The sequence below is a fragment of the Geobacillus sp. WSUCF-018B genome (genome assembly GCF_002809985.1).
GTDB classification, from domain to species: Bacteria; Bacillota; Bacilli; order Bacillales; family Anoxybacillaceae; genus Geobacillus; species Geobacillus thermophilus.
On the sequence record NZ_PIJF01000001.1, the window covers coordinates 136,203 to 156,587 of the forward strand.

Below are 20,385 nucleotides of genomic sequence, written 5' to 3' on the forward strand. Positions count from 1 at the left end.
CCGGTGGAACGCCGTGTGCGGGGAAACTCGCACGCACGGTGTGGGGTGGGGGAAAAGCCGGAGATTGCATCAAAGGCTTACCTATCACTATCGCTCGAAATCGCGGAAGCGCTCGTGCGAAGCGGCGCGGTCGATATTATCGTCATCGACTCGGTGGCGGCGCTTGTGCCGAAAGCGGAAATTGAAGGGGAGATGGGCGACGCCCATGTCGGCTTGCAAGCGCGGCTTATGTCCCAGGCGCTTCGCAAGCTGTCCGGCGCCATTAACAAGTCAAAAACGATCGCCATCTTCATCAACCAAATTCGCGAAAAAGTCGGCGTCATGTTCGGCAATCCCGAGACAACGCCGGGCGGGCGGGCGCTCAAGTTTTACGCTTCCGTCCGCCTAGAGGTTCGTCGCGCCGAGCAAATCAAGCAAGGCAATGATATGGTCGGCAACAAGACGAAAATCAAAGTCGTCAAAAACAAAGTCGCGCCGCCGTTTAAAACGGCTGACGTCGACATTATGTACGGCGAGGGCATTTCCCGCGAAGGGGAAATCATCGATATGGCGTCTGAACTTGACATTGTGCAAAAAAGCGGCTCATGGTATTCGTACAAAGACGAACGGCTCGGCCAAGGGCGGGAGAATGCAAAACAATTTTTGAAAGAAAACCCGCATATCGCCGAAGAAATCGCCCGCGCCATCCGCAAACATTACGGCATCGATGATGGCGAAGCAGGCGGCGAACCGATGCAAGACGAATTTGGGCTGCTTGAGGAATAACAGACGGAAGGCGTCCTGGCATGGCTGGGGCGCCTTTTTCCTAGCTGCCGAAACGGAACGGCCATTCACGTCCCTTTGCAGGATATGCCGGAGGACGCCCGACTAACTTGCAGGCGGTTCTGTTTCTTTTCGCATTTTGCCAAAAAGAAGAGGCAGAGCAGAACGCTCTGTGTGCCGCGGCTTAAGAAGGGCTCCTGTGTAATATCTTGACAATTCCTACCGCCGCCTTTACAATGAACATGTATATTTGTCCATGTACACGGCAGGGTCGCGTGCCCGCCCGCAGCGGCGTACTGCTTGGATGCGGGGGCGCGTGGAAATGGCCAGGCAAACGACCAAGCCAATGGGTTGAAAACGGGAATGTCCATCTGCGTCGGACGATGGCGCGAAGAAGGCGCAAGGGAAAACGAAACAGCAAGAGGAGGTGAAACGATGGGTTCGATCATCATCTCCGCTTTGCTTGCCTTAGTCATTGGTGCCGTTGTTGGCTTTTTTGTTCGCAAATCGATTGCCGAAGCGAAAATCGGTGGCGCGAAAGCAGCTGCCGAGCAGCTGATTGAAGAGGCGAGACGCGAGGCGGACGCCTTGAAAAAAGAGGCGCTTCTCGAAGCGAAAGACGAGATTCATAAATTGCGGACGGAAGCGGAGCGCGACATCCGCGACCGGAGAAGCGAGCTCCAAAAACAAGAAAACCGCTTGATGCAAAAGGAGGAAAACCTCGATCGCAAAGATGAAGCGCTCAACAAACGCGAGGCGCTGCTTGAAGCGAAGGAAGAAGCGTTAAACGAAAGACAACAGCATATTGAACAAATGGAAAGCAAAGTGGAAGCGCTCGTGAAGCAGCAACAAACCGAACTCGAACGCATTTCCGGCCTGACGCGCGACGATGCGCGCCAGCTCATTTTGGAACGCGTTGAAAAAGAACTGTCCCATGAGATTGCCATGATGATCAAAGAGGCGGAAACGCGGGCGAAAGAGGAAGCGGACAAGCGGGCGAAAGCGATTTTGTCGCTGGCCATCCAGCGCTGCGCCGCCGACCATGTCGCCGAAACGACGGTGTCCGTCGTCAACTTGCCAAACGATGAAATGAAAGGGCGGATCATCGGGCGCGAAGGGCGGAACATTCGCACGCTTGAGACGCTGACTGGCATCGATTTAATTATCGATGATACGCCGGAAGCGGTGATTTTGTCCGGGTTTGATCCGATTCGCCGCGAAACGGCGCGCATCGCGTTAGACAAGCTTGTGCAAGACGGACGCATCCACCCGGCGCGCATTGAAGAAATGGTGGAAAAGGCGCGCCGCGAAGTCGATGAGCACATTCGCGAAGTCGGCGAGCAGACGACGTTTGAAGTCGGCGTCCATGGCTTGCATCCAGATTTGATCAAAATTTTAGGGCGGCTGAAGTTCCGGACGAGCTACGGACAAAACGTCTTGAAACATTCGGTGGAAGTGGCGTTTTTAGCCGGACTGATGGCGGCCGAACTCGGAGAAGACGAAATGTTGGCGCGCCGGGCCGGCTTGCTTCATGATATCGGCAAGGCGATCGACCATGAGGTTGAAGGCAGCCACGTGGAGATCGGCGTCGAGCTGGCGACGAAGTACAAAGAACATCCCGTCGTCATCAACAGCATCGCCTCCCACCATGGCGACACCGAGCCGACATCGGTCATCGCGGTGCTTGTGGCGGCGGCGGATGCGCTCTCCGCAGCGCGGCCGGGAGCGCGCAGCGAGACGCTGGAAAACTATATTCGCCGCTTAGAGAAACTGGAGGAAATCGCGGAATCGTACGAAGGCGTGGAAAAATCGTACGCCATCCAGGCCGGCCGCGAAGTGCGCATCATGGTCAAGCCGGATATGATCGACGATTTGGAAGCGCACCGGTTGGCGCGTGACATCCGCAAACGGATTGAAGAAGAGCTCGACTACCCGGGCCATATTAAAGTGACCGTCATCCGTGAAACGCGCGCGGTCGAATATGCGAAATAAAGTGGCATCCTATTGCCACTTTATTTTTTTGTGCGTAAAATGAGAAAGTGCAATGGATCCGCGCCACCTTTGAAGCGAAGCGCCATATTTTTTTGATTAGAAAGGGATCGATCATGAGAATCTTATTTATCGGCGATGTCGTCGGTTCGCCGGGGCAAAAAATGGTCGAGCATTATTTGCCGAAATTAAAAGAAAAACACCGTCCCGATATCGTCATCATCAACGGTGAAAACGCCGCCGGCGGGAAAGGGATCACCGAGCCGATTTACCGGGCGTTTTTGGCCCAAGGAGCCCATGTTGTGACATTAGGCAACCATGCGTGGGACAAGCGTGATATTTTTGAATTCATCGATCAGGCGAAGGCGCTCATCCGCCCGGCGAACTATCCGCCCGGCACACCGGGAAAAGGCATCGTCTACGTGCCGACCGAGCAAGGGGAGGCGGCGGTCATCAACTTGCAAGGGCGGACGTTTTTGCCGGCGATTGACTGTCCGTTTCAAAAAGCGGATGAATTGATTGCCGCTGCCTCGACGCGCACGCCGGTCATCATTGTTGATTTTCACGCTGAGGCGACAAGCGAAAAACAGGCGATGGGCTGGCACTTGGATGGGCGCGTGTCGGCCGTCATCGGCACGCATACGCACGTTCAGACGGCGGACAATCGCATTTTGCCGAAGGGTACGGCGTACATTACCGATGTCGGCATGACCGGCCCGTATGACGGCATTTTAGGGGTTGACCGCGACGCGGTGCTGCGCAAATTTTTAACCGGACTGCCGGTCCGGTTCGGCGTCAAGGAAGGACGAAGCCAGCTGAACGCGGTGCTTGTCGATGTTGATGGAAAAAGCGGGCGTGCGCTTGGCATTGAACGGTTGATCATTAATGACGACCACCCATATTTTGAATAATCGTTTTTTTAAAAATTTTAAAAACAAGCTTCTCCTCAGCAGGAATAGTTGTCGAAACAGTGAATATAGTTACAGTGAAGACATTTTACCGTAATCCATTTTTCAAGGGGACGAGGGAGGAGCTAGAAATGGAAATATTAAAAGTTTCAGCAAAGTCGAATCCGAACTCTGTAGCCGGTGCACTTGCCGGGGTGCTGCGCGAGCGCGGCGCGGCGGAAATTCAGGCGATCGGTGCAGGTGCATTGAACCAAGCCGTTAAGGCAGTAGCGATCGCACGAGGGTTTGTGGCACCAAGCGGCATGGACTTGATTTGCATTCCGGCGTTTACCGATATTATTATTGACGGAGAAGAGCGGACCGCCATTAAATTAATCGTCGAACCTCGTTAACTCGATGATGAGTCAATGGTAAAATATAACCTGTTGGCGCCTTCGCTGTAGAAGGCAGGCAGGTTATTTTTGCTTTTTTAAGGGGGAAAATGAATGATTTTCGATGCCCACTGTGATGCGCTCATGAAGCTATGGCAAGACCGGTCGTTGTCGTTTCACGATGGGGCGCCGCTTCATGTCACCTTTTCTGGCATGGCGGAAGCGGGAATAAAAGTGCAATGTTTTGCCATTTACGTGCCGGAAACCGTGCCGGAAGAAGCCCGGTTCACAGCGGCGTTGGAGATGGTGGACATTTTCTTTGCCCGCATCGTCGAGGCGTTCCCGTCCGTCAAGTTTGTGCGGACGAAGCAGGATATCGCCGCACTGAAAGAAGGGGAAATTGGCGCGATGTTGACGCTCGAAGGATGCGACGCCATCGGTGCCAACCTTGTCAAGTTAAAGACGCTTCTTCGCCTCGGCGTCGCTTCTGTCGGCCTGACGTGGAACTTTCCAAACGCCGTCGCCGACGGGGCGTGGGAGAAGCGCGGCGCCGGCTTGACCGCGTTTGGCCGGCAAGTCGTTGCACTTCTTAATGAAGCAAAACGATGGGTTGATGTGTCCCATTTATCGGAGAAAGCGTTTTGGGATGTCATCGAGATGGCTCGGTTCCCCATCGCTTCCCATTCCAACGTGCATCGTCTATGCCCGCATCCGCGCAATCTGACGGACGAGCAGCTGAAAGCGCTGATTGAAAAAGACGGGATGATTGGCATCAATTTTGTCCCGTACTTTTTAACGAAGGACAAACGGAGAGCAACGATCGCCGATGTGCTTCGCCATCTTGACCATGTATGTGCGCTCGGAGGGGAAAACAACGTCGGGTTCGGCTCCGACTTTGACGGCATTACGGAAACGGTTTCCGGCCTTGAAACGGTGAAGCAATACGACCAGCTCGTCAATGAGTTGTACAAGCATTACTCCGCCGAACAAGCATCCCGCTTTTTATTCGGCAACTTCTACGCCCATTTACCGGAGTGACGAATATCACTGAGTATCGGCTCTGCGTATCCTAGAATAGAAGACAGGGCATCCGCGGCGCCGGCTGAAAAAGGCGTTCAAAATGGTAGTTTCCTTGTCAGAAAAGTGGTACAATAGTAGCGAAAGGCTGGAGTGAATATAAAGGGGTGTAATTCATGATCGAACAGCTGTCATGGAAGGTAGGCGGCCAGCAAGGGGAAGGAATTGAAAGTACAGGGGAAATTTTTTCCACAGCGCTGAACCGCCTCGGATATTACTTATATGGATACCGCCATTTTTCTTCACGCATCAAAGGGGGTCATACGAACAACAAAATTCGCGTCAGCACGAAACCGGTGCGGGCGGTCGCTGATGATTTGGACATCTTGGTGGCGTTCGACCAAGAGACAATCGACTTCAACTTCCACGAGCTGCGTGACGGCGGCATCGTCATTGCGGACGCCAAATTCAATCCAGTGATTCCGGAAGGAAAAGGAGTGGCGCTTTACGCCGTTCCGTTCACCGATATCGCTACACAGCTTGGCAATCCGCTGATGAAAAACATGGTTGCCATCGGCGCGACAAGTGCGGTGCTCGATTTGGACGCCGCCGTGTTCGAAAGTGTTGTTGTGGATACATTTGGGCGCAAAGGGGCGCAAGTCGTTGAGAAAAACATGGAAGCGATTCGCGCTGGAGCGCAATATATGAAAGAGCAGCTCGATGGTTCGACGAAAACGATGAAACTAGCCAAAGCCGACGGCAAACGGCGAATGTTCATGATTGGCAACGATGCCATCGCCTTGGGCGCCATTGCCGGCGGGGCGCGCTTTATGGCCGCCTATCCGATCACCCCAGCTTCGGAGATTATGGAGTATTTGATTAAAAAGCTGCCGGATTTTGGGGGCGCGGTCATCCAGACAGAAGATGAAATCGCGGCCTGTACGATGGCGATCGGCGCCAACTATGCGGGCGTGCGGGCGTTCACCGCTTCCGCCGGACCCGGGTTGTCGCTTATGGCCGAAGCGATCGGACTAGCTGGGATGACGGAAACACCGCTTGTTGTGGTTGACACGCAACGAGGCGGTCCAAGCACCGGCTTGCCGACAAAGCAAGAGCAGTCGGATTTGCTCGCGATGATCTATGGCACGCACGGGGAAATTCCCAAAATTGTCATGGCGCCAAGCACGGTCGAAGAAGCGTTTTACGATATGGCGGAAGCGTTCAACTTAGCTGAGGAATACCAATGCCCGGTCATTTTCCTGTCGGATTTGCAGCTGTCGCTCGGCAAGCAGACGGTTGAGCCGCTTGATTACGATCGGATCGAGATCCGCCGCGGCAAGCTGATGAATGGTGAGCTGCCGCCGCTTCCGGACAAAGACAACTTCAAACGGTATGAAATCACGCCGGACGGTGTTTCGCCGCGGGTGCTGCCGGGAACAAAATACGGCATCCACCATGTCACCGGGGTCGAACACGCCGAAACAGGCCGCCCGTCAGAGACGGCGGCAAACCGCCGGGCGCAAATGGAAAAACGGATGCGCAAACTCGAGCACATCCACTTCCCGACGCCGGTGCACAAACAACTCCGCCACGAAGAACCGGATTTGCTCCTTGTTGGCTTTTTATCGACGCGCGGAGCCATTGAAGAAGCGATGGAGCGGCTCGAGCAAGATGGCGTCAAAGTCAACCATGCGCACATCCGTCTGCTTCATCCGTTCCCGGTTGACGACGTGCGGCCGCTTGTCGAGAAAGCGAAACGAGTCGTCGTCGTCGAGCAAAACGCCACCGGGCAGCTGGCGAACTTGTTGAAAATGAACGTCGGGCACGCTGATAAAATCGCCAGCGTCTTAAAATTCGACGGCAATCCGTTCTTGCCGGGCGACGTCTATACTAAATGCAAGGAGTTGTTAGCGCAATGGCCACCTTTAAAGATTTCCGCAATGATGTGAAACCGAACTGGTGTCCGGGGTGCGGCGACTTTTCCGTGCAGGCCGCCATCCAGCGCGCGGCCGCCAATCTCGGGTTGGAGCCGCACGAACTCGCGGTCATTTCCGGGATCGGCTGCTCGGGCCGCATTTCCGGCTACATTCACTCTTACGGCTTTCACGGCACGCACGGCCGCGTTTTGCCGCTGGCGCAAGGAGTGAAAATGGCGAACCGCGATTTGACGGTCATCGCCGCCGGCGGGGATGGCGACGGATTCGCGATCGGCATGGGGCACACGGTTCATGCCATTCGCCGCAACATCGACATCACATACATCGTCATGGACAACCAAATTTACGGGTTGACGAAAGGACAAACATCGCCGCGCAGTGCTGCCGGCTTCCAAACAAAAAGCACGCCGCACGGGTCGATTGAGCCGGCTTTGTCGCCGCTTGAGATCGCGTTAAGCGCCGGAGCGACGTTTGTCGCGCAAGGTTTCTCAAGCGATTTAAAAGAATTGACGAGCTTGATTGAGGAAGGCGTCAAGCATAAAGGCTTTGCGCTCATCAACGTCTTCAGCCCGTGCGTGACGTACAACAAAGTGAATACGTACGAGTGGTTCAAAGAGCGGCTCATCAAGGTGAGCGACATCGAAGGATACGACCCGTCCGACCGGGAGATGGCGATGCAGACGGTCATGAAATACGATGGGCTCGTCACCGGGATCATTTATCAAAACAAAGAACAAAAGTCGTACCAAGAGCTTGTGCCAGGCTACAGCGAGGCGCCGCTTGCCGAGGCGGAGCTGAAAATGAGCAAAGAAAAGTTCGCCGAACTCGTAGCAGAGTTTATGTAAAAATGGAAACAATTTGCACCCGATGGAGGCTTGCCTCATTGGGTGTTTTTTGTTATCATGACATGTTCCGGTCCTCCGGAACAAACCCCATTGTGTTTCCTTGCCGCTCGCGATATACTATGGTAGTGTGTGGTTGGAAGAAATTTGCCGAGGCGAGGCCGGCTGCACAGGAAACGGCGGCCGCTCGTCTCGGATGATCGAATGATTTTGTGAAGAAAGGAGATTGCTATGAACGAAAAACAACGTTTGGAGCAAACGGGACAAATCAAAACCGAAAGCCATCCAGCGGACAGAAAATCCGCCTTGGACCGGCTGAAAGAAAAAACGACGAAAGACTATGAGAAATATTTCACGAGCGTGTTTCTCCCGCCGAATTTAAAAGAGGCGAAGAAACGCGGCAAAGAGGAAGTCAAGTACGTCAAAGACTTTTCGATTCCTGAAGAGTTTCGCGGCATGGGGCGCGGACGGAAGTTTTACATCCGCACGTATGGCTGTCAAATGAACGAGCACGATACGGAAGTGATGGCCGGCATTTTCATGGCGCTCGGCTATGAGCCGACCGACCGTCCGGAAGAGGCAAACGTCATTTTGCTCAACACGTGCGCGATCCGTGAAAACGCGGAAAACAAAGTGTTTGGCGAGCTCGGCTACTTAAAGCCGCTCAAAACGACGAACCCGGACTTATTGCTCGGCGTGTGCGGCTGTATGTCGCAAGAAGAATCGGTTGTCAAGAAAATTTTAAAGCAATACCAATACGTCGACCTTATTTTCGGCACGCACAACATCCATCGCCTGCCGTACATTTTGCATGAGGCGTACATGTCGAAAGAAATGGTCGTCGAAGTATGGTCGAAAGAGGGCGACGTTGTTGAAAACTTGCCGAAAGTGCGCAAAGGGAAGATTAAAGCATGGGTCAACATTATGTACGGCTGTGACAAGTTTTGCACGTACTGCATCGTTCCGTACACGCGCGGCAAAGAGCGAAGCCGCCGTCCGGAAGACATCATCCAAGAAGTGCGCCAGCTCGCCGCCCAAGGCTATAAAGAAATTACGCTCCTTGGGCAAAACGTCAACGCTTACGGAAAAGATTTCACCGACATCCAGTACGGCCTTGGCGATTTAATGGATGAGCTGCGCAAAATTGACATTGCGCGCATCCGCTTCACAACGAGCCATCCGCGCGACTTTGACGACCGGCTCATCGAAGTGCTCGCCAAACGCGGCAACTTGGTTGAGCATATCCATTTGCCGGTGCAATCGGGCAGCACGGAAATTTTAAAAATGATGGGCCGCAAATATACGCGCGAGGAGTACTTGGAGCTCGTTCGCAAAATCAAAGCCGCCATTCCGGATGTCGCGTTGACGACGGATATTATCGTCGGCTTCCCGAACGAGACGGACGAGCAGTTTGAAGAAACGCTGTCGCTTTACCGTGAAGTCGAATTTGACTCGGCCTACACGTTCATCTATTCACCGCGCGAAGGCACGCCGGCGGCGAACATGAAGGACAACGTGCCGATGGAAGTGAAAAAAGAGCGGCTCAAGCGTCTCAACGACCTTGTTCAGGAAATCGCGGCCAAGAAAATGAAGCAATACGAAGGGCAAGTCGTCGAAGTGCTTGTGGAAGGCGAAAGCAAAACGAATCCGGACGTATTGGCGGGTTATACGCGCAAAAACAAGCTCGTCCACTTCGTCGGCCCCAAATCGCTCATTGGCCAATTGGTCAACGTGCGCATTACGCAGGCAAAGACGTGGACGCTGACGGGCGAGCTAGTCAATGAAGCGATCGAGGTGAACGAACATGGCAAAATATACGCGGGATGATATCTTGGCCCAGGCGAAGCAGCTGGCGAAAATGATCGCCGAAACGGAAGAAGTCGACTTTTTCAAACGAGCGGAAGAAAAAATCCACCAAAACGAAAAAGTGCGCACGTTGATCAACGAGCTGAAATCGTTGCAAAAGCAAGCGGTCAACCTTCAGCATTACGGAAAACATGAAGCGCTGAAACAGGTTGAGGCCAAAATTGACGCCATTTACGAAGAGTTGTCGCAAATTCCGATCGTCAGCGAATTCCAGCAGTCCCAATCCGATGTGAACGACCTGCTTCAGCTCGTCGCCTCGACGATTTCGAATACGGTGACTGATGAAATTCTCGCTTCGACGGGCGGCGACGTGCTGCGCGGCGAAACCGGCGCCGCGCTTCGCTACAACAAACACGGCGGCTGCCATTAATGGCATGCGGCTCAAAAGCGTCCTTCGGGGCGCTTTTTTTCTTATGGGCGCGCTCTCCCTTCCCCCAAACCGCGGGCGGCTGCCTGGCGGCAAAAAAGAAGGCACATCGAACGGAGCAGGCGCATACAATGAACTATACGGAATAATGATTCATTTGCTGTGCACATTAGCGGAGATGGCGCATAGGATGAAATGAAGATTCATTTGAGGAGGGTTCCGTTCGATGTCTGAATACAGAGAAATTATTACGAAAGCTGTTGTCGGCAAAGGCCGCAAGTTTACACAATCGACCCATACGGTGACGGCGCCGAACCGCCCGTCAAGCATTCTCGGCTGCTGGATCATCAACCACCGTTATGAAGCGAAAAAATGCGATAAAACGGTCGAAATTCACGGCCATTATGACATCAACGTCTGGTATTCGTACAACCACAATACAAAAACCGAAGTCGTCACCGAAACGGTGTCGTATACGGACGTCGTCAAATTAAAATATCGCGACAAAGATAATTTAATCAGCGATGACACCGATGTCATCGTCCGCGTCATCCAGCAGCCGAACTGCCTCGAATGCACGATTTCGCCAAACGGCAATAAAATCGTTGTCGATGTTGAGCGGGAGTTTGTCGCCGAAGTGATCGGCGAAACGAAGGTGTGCGTTGCCATCAATCCGGAAGGATGCGGCAAGGACGACGATTTTTGCGACGAGGATGACCTTGATGAAGAATTAGAAGATTTAAGCCCAGATTTGCTGCTTGGCGAAGAAGAATAAAACTAGGAAATTTCTTTCCTAGTTTTTTCTTTTGCCGCTTGTTATAATAGTAGCGCAATCAACGAGCCTTCGGGCCGAAAAGGTTGGGGAGAAGCGATGCCATCGTACACACCGATGATCCAGCAATATTTGCACATTAAAGCGCAATATCCGGACGCGTTTTTATTTTTCCGGCTTGGCGATTTTTACGAACTGTTTTTTGACGACGCCATCAAGGCGGCGCAAGAGCTGGAAATTACATTAACAAGCCGCGACGGCGGCGATGAACGGGTGCCGATGTGCGGGGTGCCGTACCATTCGGCGCAAGGATATATTGAGCAGTTAATCGAAAAGGGATATAAAGTCGCCATTTGCGAACAAGTCGAAGACCCGAAAACGGCCAAAGGCGTCGTTCGCCGCGAAGTTGTGCAGCTCATCACCCCAGGGACGCTCATGGAAGGCAAAGGGCTCACCGAGAAGGAAAACCACTACTTGGCGGCGCTCACGCCGTTTGCTGATGGTACATACGGATTGGCTTACGCCGATTTGTCGACCGGCGAGGTCCGGTTGACGCTTCTTTCTTCGTGGGAGGAAGCGGCAAACGAATTGCACGCCGTTGGAGCGCGGGAGATCATCGTTGCCACAGACAGCGGCGAAGAGTGGGTGCGCGAGCTGAAAGAGCGGTACGGGGCGGCGGTCTCTTATGAGGACGACACATCTCTATGCGACGAATGGAACGGCGTCATCGGCCATGTGGCGCAAGAAAAGCTGCGGCAGGCCGCAGCCCGCTTGCTTCATTACCTCGTCCGCACGCAAAAGCGGCGGCTCGATCATTTGCAGCCGGCTGAGTTGTATCAAGTTGACCACTATATGAAAATGGACCGACATTCCAAGCTGCATTTGGAATTGGTCGAAACGGTGCGGTCAAAAGGAAGGAAAGGCTCGTTGTTATGGCTTTTGGATGAAACGGTGACAGCGATGGGTGGGCGGCTCTTAAAACAATGGCTGGACCGGCCGCTCATTGATCGGCGCGAAATCGAACGGCGCCTCGATTTTGTGGAAACGTTGAAAACGAGCTATTTTGAACGGCAGGAGCTGCGCGACAGGCTGCGCGGCGTTTACGACATTGAGCGCCTTGTCGGCCGTGTCTCCTACGGCAACGCCAATGCCCGCGATCTCGTGCAGCTGAAAAAGTCGCTTCTTCAAGTGCCGGCGCTCCGCCAGACGGTCGGCGCACTGCCGCTCGCTGAAGCGGACAAGCTGTGCGAGCGCCTTGACCCGTGCGAAGAGCTCGTCGATTTGCTCGAGCGCTCGATTCAAGAACAGCCGCCGCTTTCCGTCAAAGAAGGGAACCTCATCAAAGACGGATATGACAAGCAGCTCGACCGCTACCGCGATGCGAGCCGCAACGGCAAGGCGTGGATCGCTGAACTTGAGGCGAAGGAGCGGGAAGCGACCGGCATCAAATCGCTCAAAGTCGGCTACAACCGAGTGTTTGGCTACTATATTGAAGTGACAAAGCCCAATCTCCCCCTTGTTCCGGAAGGACGTTACGAGCGGAAGCAGACGCTCGCCAACGCCGAGCGGTTTATCACCCCGGAGTTGAAGGAAAAAGAGGCGCTCATTTTGGAGGCGGAAGAAAAAAGCATCGAACTCGAATATGAACTGTTTGTCGCCATTCGCGAGCAGGTGAAGCAATACATCCCGCGCCTGCAGACGTTGGCGAAAGCCATTGCCGAGCTTGATGTGCTTCAATCATTCGCAACGATCAGCGACGAGTATCGCTACGTGCGTCCGCAGTTTTCCACGGAGCGCGTCTTGGTGATTCAAGGCGGCCGCCACCCGGTTGTCGAAAAAGTGCTCGGCGCGCAAATGTACGTGCCGAATGACTGCTACATGAACCGCGAGCGGGAAATGCTGCTCATCACTGGACCGAACATGGCTGGAAAAAGCACGTACATGCGGCAAGTGGCGCTCACCGCCGTCATGGCGCAAATCGGCTGTTTCGTTCCCGCCGAGCGGGCGGTGCTGCCCATTTTTGACCAAGTGTTCACCCGCATCGGCGCTGCTGACGACCTGTCGGCAGGACAAAGCACGTTTATGGTCGAAATGTTGGAGGCGCGCCACGCCATCGCTCATGCGACACAAAACAGCCTCATTTTGTTTGATGAAATCGGGCGCGGCACATCGACGTACGACGGCATGGCGCTCGCCCAGGCGATCATTGAGTACATTCACGACCATATCGGCGCGAAAACACTATTTAGCACCCACTACCATGAACTCACCGCCTTGGAGCGTTCGCTCCCGCGGCTTTCGAACGTCCATGCCCGCGCCATCGAGGAAAACGGCAAAGTCGTCTTTTTGCATCAAATCGCCGACGGGCCGGCCGACAAGAGCTACGGCATTCACGTCGCCGAACTGGCCGGGCTGCCGGCTTCGCTCATTGAACGCGCGCGGGCCATTTTAGCGGAACTGGAGAAAGCGGCGGGAAAACAGGAAGCCGCCGCAGGCAGGATGGACGATGGCGCTTTGGCGGAAGCGGGTTTGGCTTTTCAGGGGAACGAAGCGTTAGACGTCGGCAGCAAGGTTGAGCGCGAGAAGGCCTCCCGTCCGTCAGCCGGCGCGGCGCGGGAGGGCGTTTTGGCGGAAGCGGCGTTTGAGCAGCTGAGTATGTTTCCTGACCTTGCCCCGGCGCCTGTGGAGCCGCCTCTTTCAAACAAAGAGAAAAAGGCGCTCGCGGCGCTGAAAGAGATCAATTTGCTCGAGATGACGCCGCTTGAGGCGCTCAACAAACTGTATGAACTGCAAAAGCTCCTCAAGTAAAGGAGGGAGGCCCGATGGGACGCATCCGCAAGCTCGATGACCTGCTGGCAAACAAAATCGCCGCCGGCGAGGTCGTCGAGCGGCCGGCTTCGGTCGTCAAGGAGTTGGTGGAAAACGCCATTGATGCCCATAGTACGGTCATCAACATCGAGCTTGAAGAGGCGGGAATGGCGAAAATCCGCGTCATCGACAACGGCGACGGCATGGAGGAAGACGACTGCTTGCTCGCTTTTGAACGCCATGCGACAAGCAAAATTCATGACGAGCACGATTTGTTCCGCATCCGCACGCTCGGGTTCCGCGGTGAGGCGCTGCCGAGCATCGCTTCTGTATCCGAAGTGGAGCTGACGACCGGCACGGGCAGCGGACCGGGAACGAAGCTTGTGCTTCAAGGCGGCGCACTCGTCTCCCGCGAGCGGGCGGCGGGGCGCAAAGGAACGGATATTACCGTATCGAACTTGTTTTTCAACACCCCAGCGCGCTTGAAATATATGAAAACGATCCACACCGAGCTCGGCCATGCGGCCGACGTCGTCAACCGGCTAGCGCTCGCCCATCCGGACGTATCATTTCGCCTCCGCCACCAGGGCAAAACATTGCTTGCCACCAATGGCAGCGGCGATGTTCGGCACGTGCTCGCCGCTATTTACGGCGCCGAGACGGCGAGGCAAATGATCCCCATTGAAGCGGAATCGCTCGATTTTACTATTCGCGGTTACATTTCGCCGCCGGACGTGACGCGCGCCTCGCGCAACTACATCTCGCTTGTTGTCAACGGCCGCTATGTGCGCAGCGTGCCGCTCATGAAAGCGATTGAAGCCGGCTACCATACGCTCTTGCCGATCGGCCGCTATCCGATTGTGTTTTTATCCATTGAAATGGATCCGGTGCTTGTCGATGTCAACGTCCATCCGGCAAAGCTCGAAGTCCGCTTTAGCAAGGAAGCAGAGCTGAATGAGCTCGTCACAGACGCCATCCGCCAGGCATTTCGCAAGCGGACGCTCATTCCGTCCGTATCTGCCGACAGCAAGATGGCAAAACCAAAGGCGGAGCAGGCGGCTTGGACGTTCACTCATCGCGTCCGCGAGCCGTCTGTCTTATCGAGCGACATCGGCGGCGGGGAAGATGCGACCGCCCCTCTTGCGCCGCTAACCGGTGACGCACCGGCTGAGCGGCCATCCGCGGCTGTGCAGACGGATGAATGTGGAATACTGGACGAACATGGGCCCGCTTTTGAGCGAAAGCAGGAGGAAGAGGTGGGAGAAGAGCGGTGCTCTCCCCGCTTGCCGACAGATGGGCAAGCGGAGGATAAAGCGGCGGCCGATCGCCTGCCGCCGCTTTATCCGATCGGACAATTGCATGGGACGTACATTTTGGCGGAGAACGAACATGGGTTGTATATGATCGATCAGCATGCGGCTCAAGAGCGGATCAACTATGAATATTTCCGGGAAAAACTCGGCGAAGCCACGAAGGAAGTGCAGGAGCTGCTCGTTCCGTTGATGTTTGAATATCCAGCCGACGAGTACGAGCGGATCGCCGCCTGCCGCGATGAGCTGGCGCGCTGCGGCGTGTTTCTTGAGCCGTTTGGGCCGCGGGCGTTTCTCGTTCGCTCCCATCCGACGTGGTTTCCGAAAGGGAGAGAAAGGGAAATCATCGAGGAAATGATCGAACAAGTGTTGGCGGCCAAAACGGTCGACATCAAGCAATTGCGCGAACAAGCGGCGATCTTAATGAGCTGCAAGCGCGCCATTAAAGCAAACCAACATTTGCGCCAGGATGAACTGTTCGCTTTGCTTGAGGCGCTGCGGCAGACAACGGACCCATTTACTTGTCCCCACGGCCGGCCGATCATCGTTCATTTTTCGACATATGAAATTGAAAAACTATTTAAACGGGTGATGTAGCCTGCTCCCCCTTTGCGCGACAAAGGGGGCGCTTTTTGTAATCGTTTTGTAATCTACTTTTATTCTTTCTGTTACAGACGGATTGCTTTGATTTTACTATAATGGCTCATGTGTAGGAATACGTGGTGAATTTTGTAGAGTGATAGCGAATTTTGTATAAACATGGATACATAAAGATGGATACATCGACGTCATAGGGGGATGCAGCATGAAAAAGACGGTTGTATTGACAAGCACGTTGATCGGCTCGCTGTTGGCCGGCCACGCGGCATCGGCGGCGAGCTATACGGTGCAAAAAGGCGATACGCTTTGGAAGATTGCCCGGCAATCCGGCACGACGGTCGCCGCGTTAAAGCAAGAAAACGGTTTGTCTTCGGATTTGATTTTTCCCGGACAAGTATTGCGCGTCAATGAACCAAATAAATCGAACGAAACTTCTTCGAATACATATACGGTCGAGCCTGGTGATACGCTAAGCGGAATCGCCCGCAAGTTTAGCACGACTGTGGATGCGTTGCTCAAGCTTAATCCAAGCATTACGAACCCAGACTTCATTCGCGCCGGGCAGAAGCTGCAAGTAGCAGGGGAACAGGAACGTTCCAATACATACAATGTGCAGCCGGCAGCCGTGCCGACAAGCGGCCGGTATATCGTGCAGGCGGGGGATACGCTGCTTGAGATTGCGAACAAGTTTCAAACGACGGTCGACCGTCTATTGGCACTGAATCCGCAAATTACAAACCCGAACACCATCCGCATTGGCCAAGCCATTAAAGTGGCGGGCGGAACGACTGATGTCCGGGAGGCCAAGCAGCAAGTATCGGCCGCCAACTCGGCTGCCACTGAGTCGTCCGCATCGCTTGCCGACCGAATCATCGATATTGCGGAAAAATATTTAGGGGCGCGTTATTTGTACGGAGCAAGCCCGTCGCGCACCGATGTGTTTGACTGCTCATCGTTTACGATGCGCGTCTTCAGCGAAGCCGGCATTTCGCTGCCGCGCACATCCACCGCTCAAGCGCAAGCCGGAAGAACGGTGTCGTTTAACCAATTGCAAAAAGGCGATCTCGTCTTTTTTGACACCGATTCAAATGGGACGATCAACCATGTCGGCATTTACGCTGGCAACGGGCAAATGATCAACGCGACCGTTTCGTTGGGTGTTGCGTATTCGTCGCTGACGTCATCCTATTGGAAAACGCGGTATGTAAAAGCGGTTCGGGTCATCAACTAAATGAAAGACGATTAACGCAGCTGTTCGTGCGAAGCCTTAGGCGCTTCGGTGAACAGCTTTTTTGTTGTTCGTGCGAGTGAAAGCCGAATCCAACAAAGATGCAGGATGATGCCGCGGAAAAACGGGTTAGCGGTTTTGAGGCTTTCTGCTTTTAAGGCAACAAAAAACAGCAACAAGTACAAATAGTCCGGCTTTCTGGCGCGTATCATTTGGTGCCATGATGATTCATCATGTAAAATAAGATATTCATAGATGATCAAAAAGGAGGGCATTGGTATGAACAGCCGTCTGTCCGTGATGGTGAGCATTGTGCTGGCCATGCTCGTCGCCTCGATGGATACGACGATCATGAACACGACGATGCCGATCATCGCCAAAGAACTTGGGGGATTCTCCCTTTATGCATGGGCGTTTGCGTCATACATGATTACGACAACCGTCCTGTCACCGATTGCCGGCCGTCTGTCCGACCTGTTTGGCCGCAAAAACGTATTCAGCTTTGGCATCATTTTATTTTTGATTGGCTCGCTTCTTTGCGGTTTGTCGCAAAATATGGTGCAACTCGTCCTGTTCCGCGCCGTACAAGGGGTCGGCGCCGGGTTTATGATGCCGTTTCCGGCCATTATCGCCGGCGATTTGTTTCCGGTGGAAAAGCGCGGAAAGATCCAGGCGTTTTTTACCGCCATGTGGGGGATTTCCGCCGTCTTGGCGCCGCTTTTAGGCTCGCTGTTTGTCGAATACGCGACATGGCGCTGGATTTTTTATGTCAACATTCCCATTTGCCTGCTCTCGCTTGTGACGTTGTTTCCATATAAAGAAGTATATGAACCGAAGCGGGCGGCGGTTGACTATATGGGGGCGGTGTTATTTGCCGCCGCAGTCAGCCTGCTTTTGCTCGTCACTGTTGCGAAGCGCGGACAATGGTGGTACGGGGCGGCCGGTGCGCTCTTGCTCATGGTGTTTTACTTTTTCGAAAAACGGCAGCCGTCTCCGCTCGTGCCGCTTTCACTTGTTCATCACCGCACGCTCAAATGGATGAACATTAACGGCTTTGTCAGCTGCGTCGCGCTGTTTGGCACGTCAAGCTACATTCCGCTCTTTTTGCAAAATGTTGCTCATTTATCGGTATTTATCAGCGGCGTCGCTTTGCTCGGCTCGTCCGTTGGTTGGATGATCGCCGCCGTGCCGGCCGGGAAATGGATTTTGCGCTATGGCTACCGTCCGCTTCTCATCATCGGCAATGTGCTGCTGGTTGCGTCCGGCTTGCTTCTGGCGCTGCTGAACGAAAGTCACGGGTTTTGGTATGTGTTTTTCGTCATGTTTGTCCAAGGGCTGTCGTTTGGGTTGACCTCGACCGTCGGCGTCATCGGCTCGCAGCAGCTTGCGGACGTCCATGAAAAAGGAATCGCGACGTCCTTTTTTATGTTTTGCCGCAATATCGGCACGGCGATCGGCGTGACCGTCATGGGAGCGTTTTTGACGAAGGCGCCGACGTTTATGACCGGCATCCATCATTTGTTTTTATTCGGCCTCATTGGCAGCATCGCCGCGCTTGTCACCTCGCTTTTCATTCATGATGAAGCCGAAACCGGCCGAAACACGTGGCAGCCGGAAGGAACGGCGTAAGGCGGGGAAGCGGCATGGGGGCGGCCGGTTTGCTCTCCTTGCGAGTTTACGGTGAAAGAGGAGGCTCATTGAGAAAATCCAGTTGATTTTCTCAATGAAGCAGGCCTTTTCATCAAAGATGGCGAAAGAGCCAAAAAAAATACTAAACATTGGCTGTTATCATCCGATAATGTAGATGGAACAACATACTGATTCACAGACGGAGGACTTGCCAATGAACATGAAAATGACCGTGCGCAAAAAACTGCTGGCTGGCTTCGGCCTCGTCTACGTGTTGATCGCGCTGCTAGTCGGGTTTTCTTATTACGAAATTTCGACTCTTGACCGTACATACACCGATGTGATCGACAAACGGGTGACGAAGCTTGTCAATGCCAAAGAGCTTGAAGTATTGATCCGCCGCGAGGTCGGCAGCATGCGCGGCTATTTGTTGACCGGCGATGAGACGTCAAGGAAAAATTTTGAAAAAGCGCATGGGGAGTACAAGAAAATAAGCGAAAAGCTTGCGGCGGAGCTGACGCGGGAAGAAACGAAACAGCTGCTTGCCGAGCTCGATTTGCTTGAACAGCAGTTTTACGAACTTGGGCAAAAAACGTTCGACCTAAAAGCGCAAAACAAACCGGAGCAGTACATCGCCCTTGTGACCACAACAGGGCGCGACTTAACAACCCAATTTGATGAAAAGGTGAATCAATTGGTCGCTCTCCAGCAGCGGGAAATGAAGGAAGCTAATGATGATGCGAGCGCATCGGCGGCTGCGGTCCAGCGGCTGATCATCATCGTCGGCTTGTTGACGGCGGCGGCTGGAGCGACCGTCAGCTATTACATCAGCCGCTCGCTTTCCCGCCCGCTATTGGCGCTGTCGGAAGCGGCGAAGCGGATCGCCGCCGGCGATTTGACGGACGGGCGGCTCTCGGTTCGCAACCGCGATGAAATTGGCGCACTCGCCGCTTCGTTTGAGCAAATGGCGAAAAACTTGCGCGAAGTGCTTCAAGAAGTGGCGCAAAACGCCGAGCAAGTCGCCGCTTCGTCGGAGGAGCTGGCAGCGAGCGCCGAACAGACGAGCAAGGCGACCGAGCAAATCGCCATGACGATTCAGGGCGTTGCTTCCGGCATGGACAAGCAAATGCAAAGCGTGGAAGAAACGTCCGCCGCCGTCGATTCGATGTCTGAGAGAATCGAGCAAATTTCCGGACGGGCGCAAAGCGTGTCCGCCATCGCTGCTGAGGCGTCAAGACAAGCGGCTGAGGGAGGGCAAACGATCGAGGCGGGCGTTGCGCAAATGAACAAAGTCAACGATACGGTCGAGCGGCTGGCTGACCTCATTAAAGGGCTTGGCCACCGTTCCGAGCAAATCGGCTCGATCATCGAAGCAATCCGCAGCATCGCGGCGCAGACGAACTTGCTCGCCTTAAACGCCGCCATTGAGGCGGCGCGCGCCGGCGAGCACGGGCGCGGCTTTGCCGTCGTTGCTGACGAAGTGCGGAAGCTCGCCGAGCAATCGGCCCAATCGGCCCAGCAAATCGCGGAATTGATCGCTGCCATTCAAGAAGAAACGGTCCATGCCGTCCAATCGATGGAGTCGGTCGTCAACGAAGTGACGGCCGGAACGAACGTCATTCGCGCCTCGGGAGAAATGTTCGCCCGCATTCGCGCCGCCGTGGACGAAGTTGCGGCGCAAATCCGCGACGTATCCACCGCGGTCAGCGACATGGTCTCTTCTTCGGAGCAAATGGTGCGCTCCGTCCGGCTTGTCGCCGACGTGGCCGAGTCGACATCGGCCGGTGCGCAGGAGGTGTCGGCGGCGACCGAGGAACAGCTGGCCTCGATGGAGGAAATTTCAGCTTCGGCCGCGTCGCTCTCGAAAATGGCGGACGATTTGCAGGCGATTGTCAACAAGTTTTCATTATGATGAGCGCCTTTTATGGCGTTCATTTTTTTCCATATGGTTATGGCGAAAGGGAAGAAAGGCGATTTTT

At 54.3% G+C, this 20,385-nt stretch carries 15 protein-coding genes and 1 pseudogene; 15 read left to right on the plus strand and 1 reads right to left on the minus strand.

Annotated elements, in window-relative coordinates; genetic code table 11:
* Positions 1 to 90 precede the first annotated feature (90 nt).
* The 13 genes and pseudogenes from recA to CV944_RS00780 form a co-directional block, all read left to right on the plus strand.
* Positions 91 to 765: pseudogene (gene recA, locus CV944_RS00715) on the plus strand (recombinase RecA); the annotation flags it as partial.
* A 432-nt stretch (positions 766 to 1,197) separates the two neighbouring features.
* Positions 1,198 to 2,754: a ribonuclease Y gene (rny, locus tag CV944_RS00720; protein ID WP_033012175.1), complete on the plus strand. Its 1,557-nt coding sequence runs from the start codon at positions 1,198 to 1,200 to the stop codon at positions 2,752 to 2,754.
* 113 nt (positions 2,755 to 2,867) lie between these two features.
* A complete protein-coding gene (locus CV944_RS00725) occupies positions 2,868 to 3,662 on the plus strand; it encodes a TIGR00282 family metallophosphoesterase (RefSeq protein WP_033012173.1) in 795 nt (264 codons plus the stop codon).
* A gap of 128 nt (positions 3,663 to 3,790) precedes the next feature.
* Positions 3,791 to 4,051: a stage V sporulation protein SpoVS gene (gene spoVS, locus CV944_RS00730; RefSeq protein ID WP_003251598.1), complete on the plus strand. Its 261-nt coding sequence runs from the start codon at positions 3,791 to 3,793 to the stop codon at positions 4,049 to 4,051.
* 93 nt (positions 4,052 to 4,144) lie between these two features.
* A complete protein-coding gene (locus CV944_RS00735; protein ID WP_100658923.1) occupies positions 4,145 to 5,068 on the plus strand; it encodes a dipeptidase in 924 nt (307 codons plus the stop codon).
* Between the two features lie 155 nt (positions 5,069 to 5,223).
* Positions 5,224 to 6,996 carry a 2-oxoacid:acceptor oxidoreductase subunit alpha gene (locus tag CV944_RS00740; protein ID WP_011230800.1) on the plus strand — a complete coding sequence of 591 codons (1,773 nt, stop codon included), beginning with the start codon at positions 5,224 to 5,226 and terminating at the stop codon, positions 6,994 to 6,996.
* Complete coding sequence (locus tag CV944_RS00745) at positions 6,963 to 7,829, plus strand: 2-oxoacid:ferredoxin oxidoreductase subunit beta (protein WP_011230801.1); 867 nt, start codon at positions 6,963 to 6,965, stop codon at positions 7,827 to 7,829. Before CV944_RS00740 ends, CV944_RS00745 begins: the two co-directional genes overlap by 34 nt.
* A 228-nt stretch (positions 7,830 to 8,057) precedes the next feature.
* Positions 8,058 to 9,653 (plus strand): tRNA (N6-isopentenyl adenosine(37)-C2)-methylthiotransferase MiaB, encoded by a 1,596-nt coding sequence (miaB, locus tag CV944_RS00750; protein WP_011230802.1) that lies wholly within the window; start codon positions 8,058 to 8,060, stop codon positions 9,651 to 9,653.
* On the plus strand, positions 9,631 to 10,062 hold the full coding sequence (locus tag CV944_RS00755) for a YlbF/YmcA family competence regulator (protein WP_011230803.1): 432 nt from the start codon (positions 9,631 to 9,633) through the stop codon (positions 10,060 to 10,062). The genes miaB and CV944_RS00755 overlap by 23 nt, the downstream gene beginning before the upstream one ends.
* 223 nt (positions 10,063 to 10,285) lie before the next feature.
* The gene (locus CV944_RS00765) at positions 10,286 to 10,834 is read left to right on the plus strand and encodes an outer spore coat protein CotE (protein ID WP_011230804.1); all 549 of its coding nucleotides are present in this window, start codon (positions 10,286 to 10,288) and stop codon (positions 10,832 to 10,834) included.
* A 96-nt stretch (positions 10,835 to 10,930) separates the two neighbouring features.
* Positions 10,931 to 13,639 (plus strand): DNA mismatch repair protein MutS, encoded by a 2,709-nt coding sequence (mutS, locus tag CV944_RS00770; protein ID WP_047757753.1) that lies wholly within the window; start codon positions 10,931 to 10,933, stop codon positions 13,637 to 13,639.
* A gap of 14 nt (positions 13,640 to 13,653) precedes the next feature.
* Entirely contained in the window at positions 13,654 to 15,546 is a 1,893-nt protein-coding gene (gene mutL, locus CV944_RS00775; RefSeq protein WP_011230806.1) for a DNA mismatch repair endonuclease MutL, read from the plus strand.
* Positions 15,547 to 15,754: 208 nt separating this feature from the next.
* On the plus strand, positions 15,755 to 16,780 hold the full coding sequence (locus CV944_RS00780; RefSeq protein WP_011230807.1) for a C40 family peptidase: 1,026 nt from the start codon (positions 15,755 to 15,757) through the stop codon (positions 16,778 to 16,780).
* Between the two features lie 11 nt (positions 16,781 to 16,791).
* Here CV944_RS00780 and CV944_RS17130 read toward each other — a convergent pair whose 3' ends face one another.
* Entirely contained in the window at positions 16,792 to 17,088 is a 297-nt protein-coding gene (locus tag CV944_RS17130; RefSeq protein WP_145994810.1) for a hypothetical protein, read from the minus strand.
* Between CV944_RS17130 and CV944_RS00785 the strand changes: the two genes are divergently transcribed.
* Positions 17,057 to 18,406 carry an MDR family MFS transporter gene (locus CV944_RS00785; RefSeq protein WP_062898539.1) on the plus strand — a complete coding sequence of 450 codons (1,350 nt, stop codon included), beginning with the start codon at positions 17,057 to 17,059 and terminating at the stop codon, positions 18,404 to 18,406. The genes CV944_RS17130 and CV944_RS00785 overlap by 32 nt on opposite strands.
* 214 nt (positions 18,407 to 18,620) lie before the next feature.
* Entirely contained in the window at positions 18,621 to 20,318 is a 1,698-nt protein-coding gene (locus CV944_RS00790; RefSeq protein WP_025039094.1) for a methyl-accepting chemotaxis protein, read from the plus strand.
* Positions 20,319 to 20,385 lie beyond the last annotated feature (67 nt).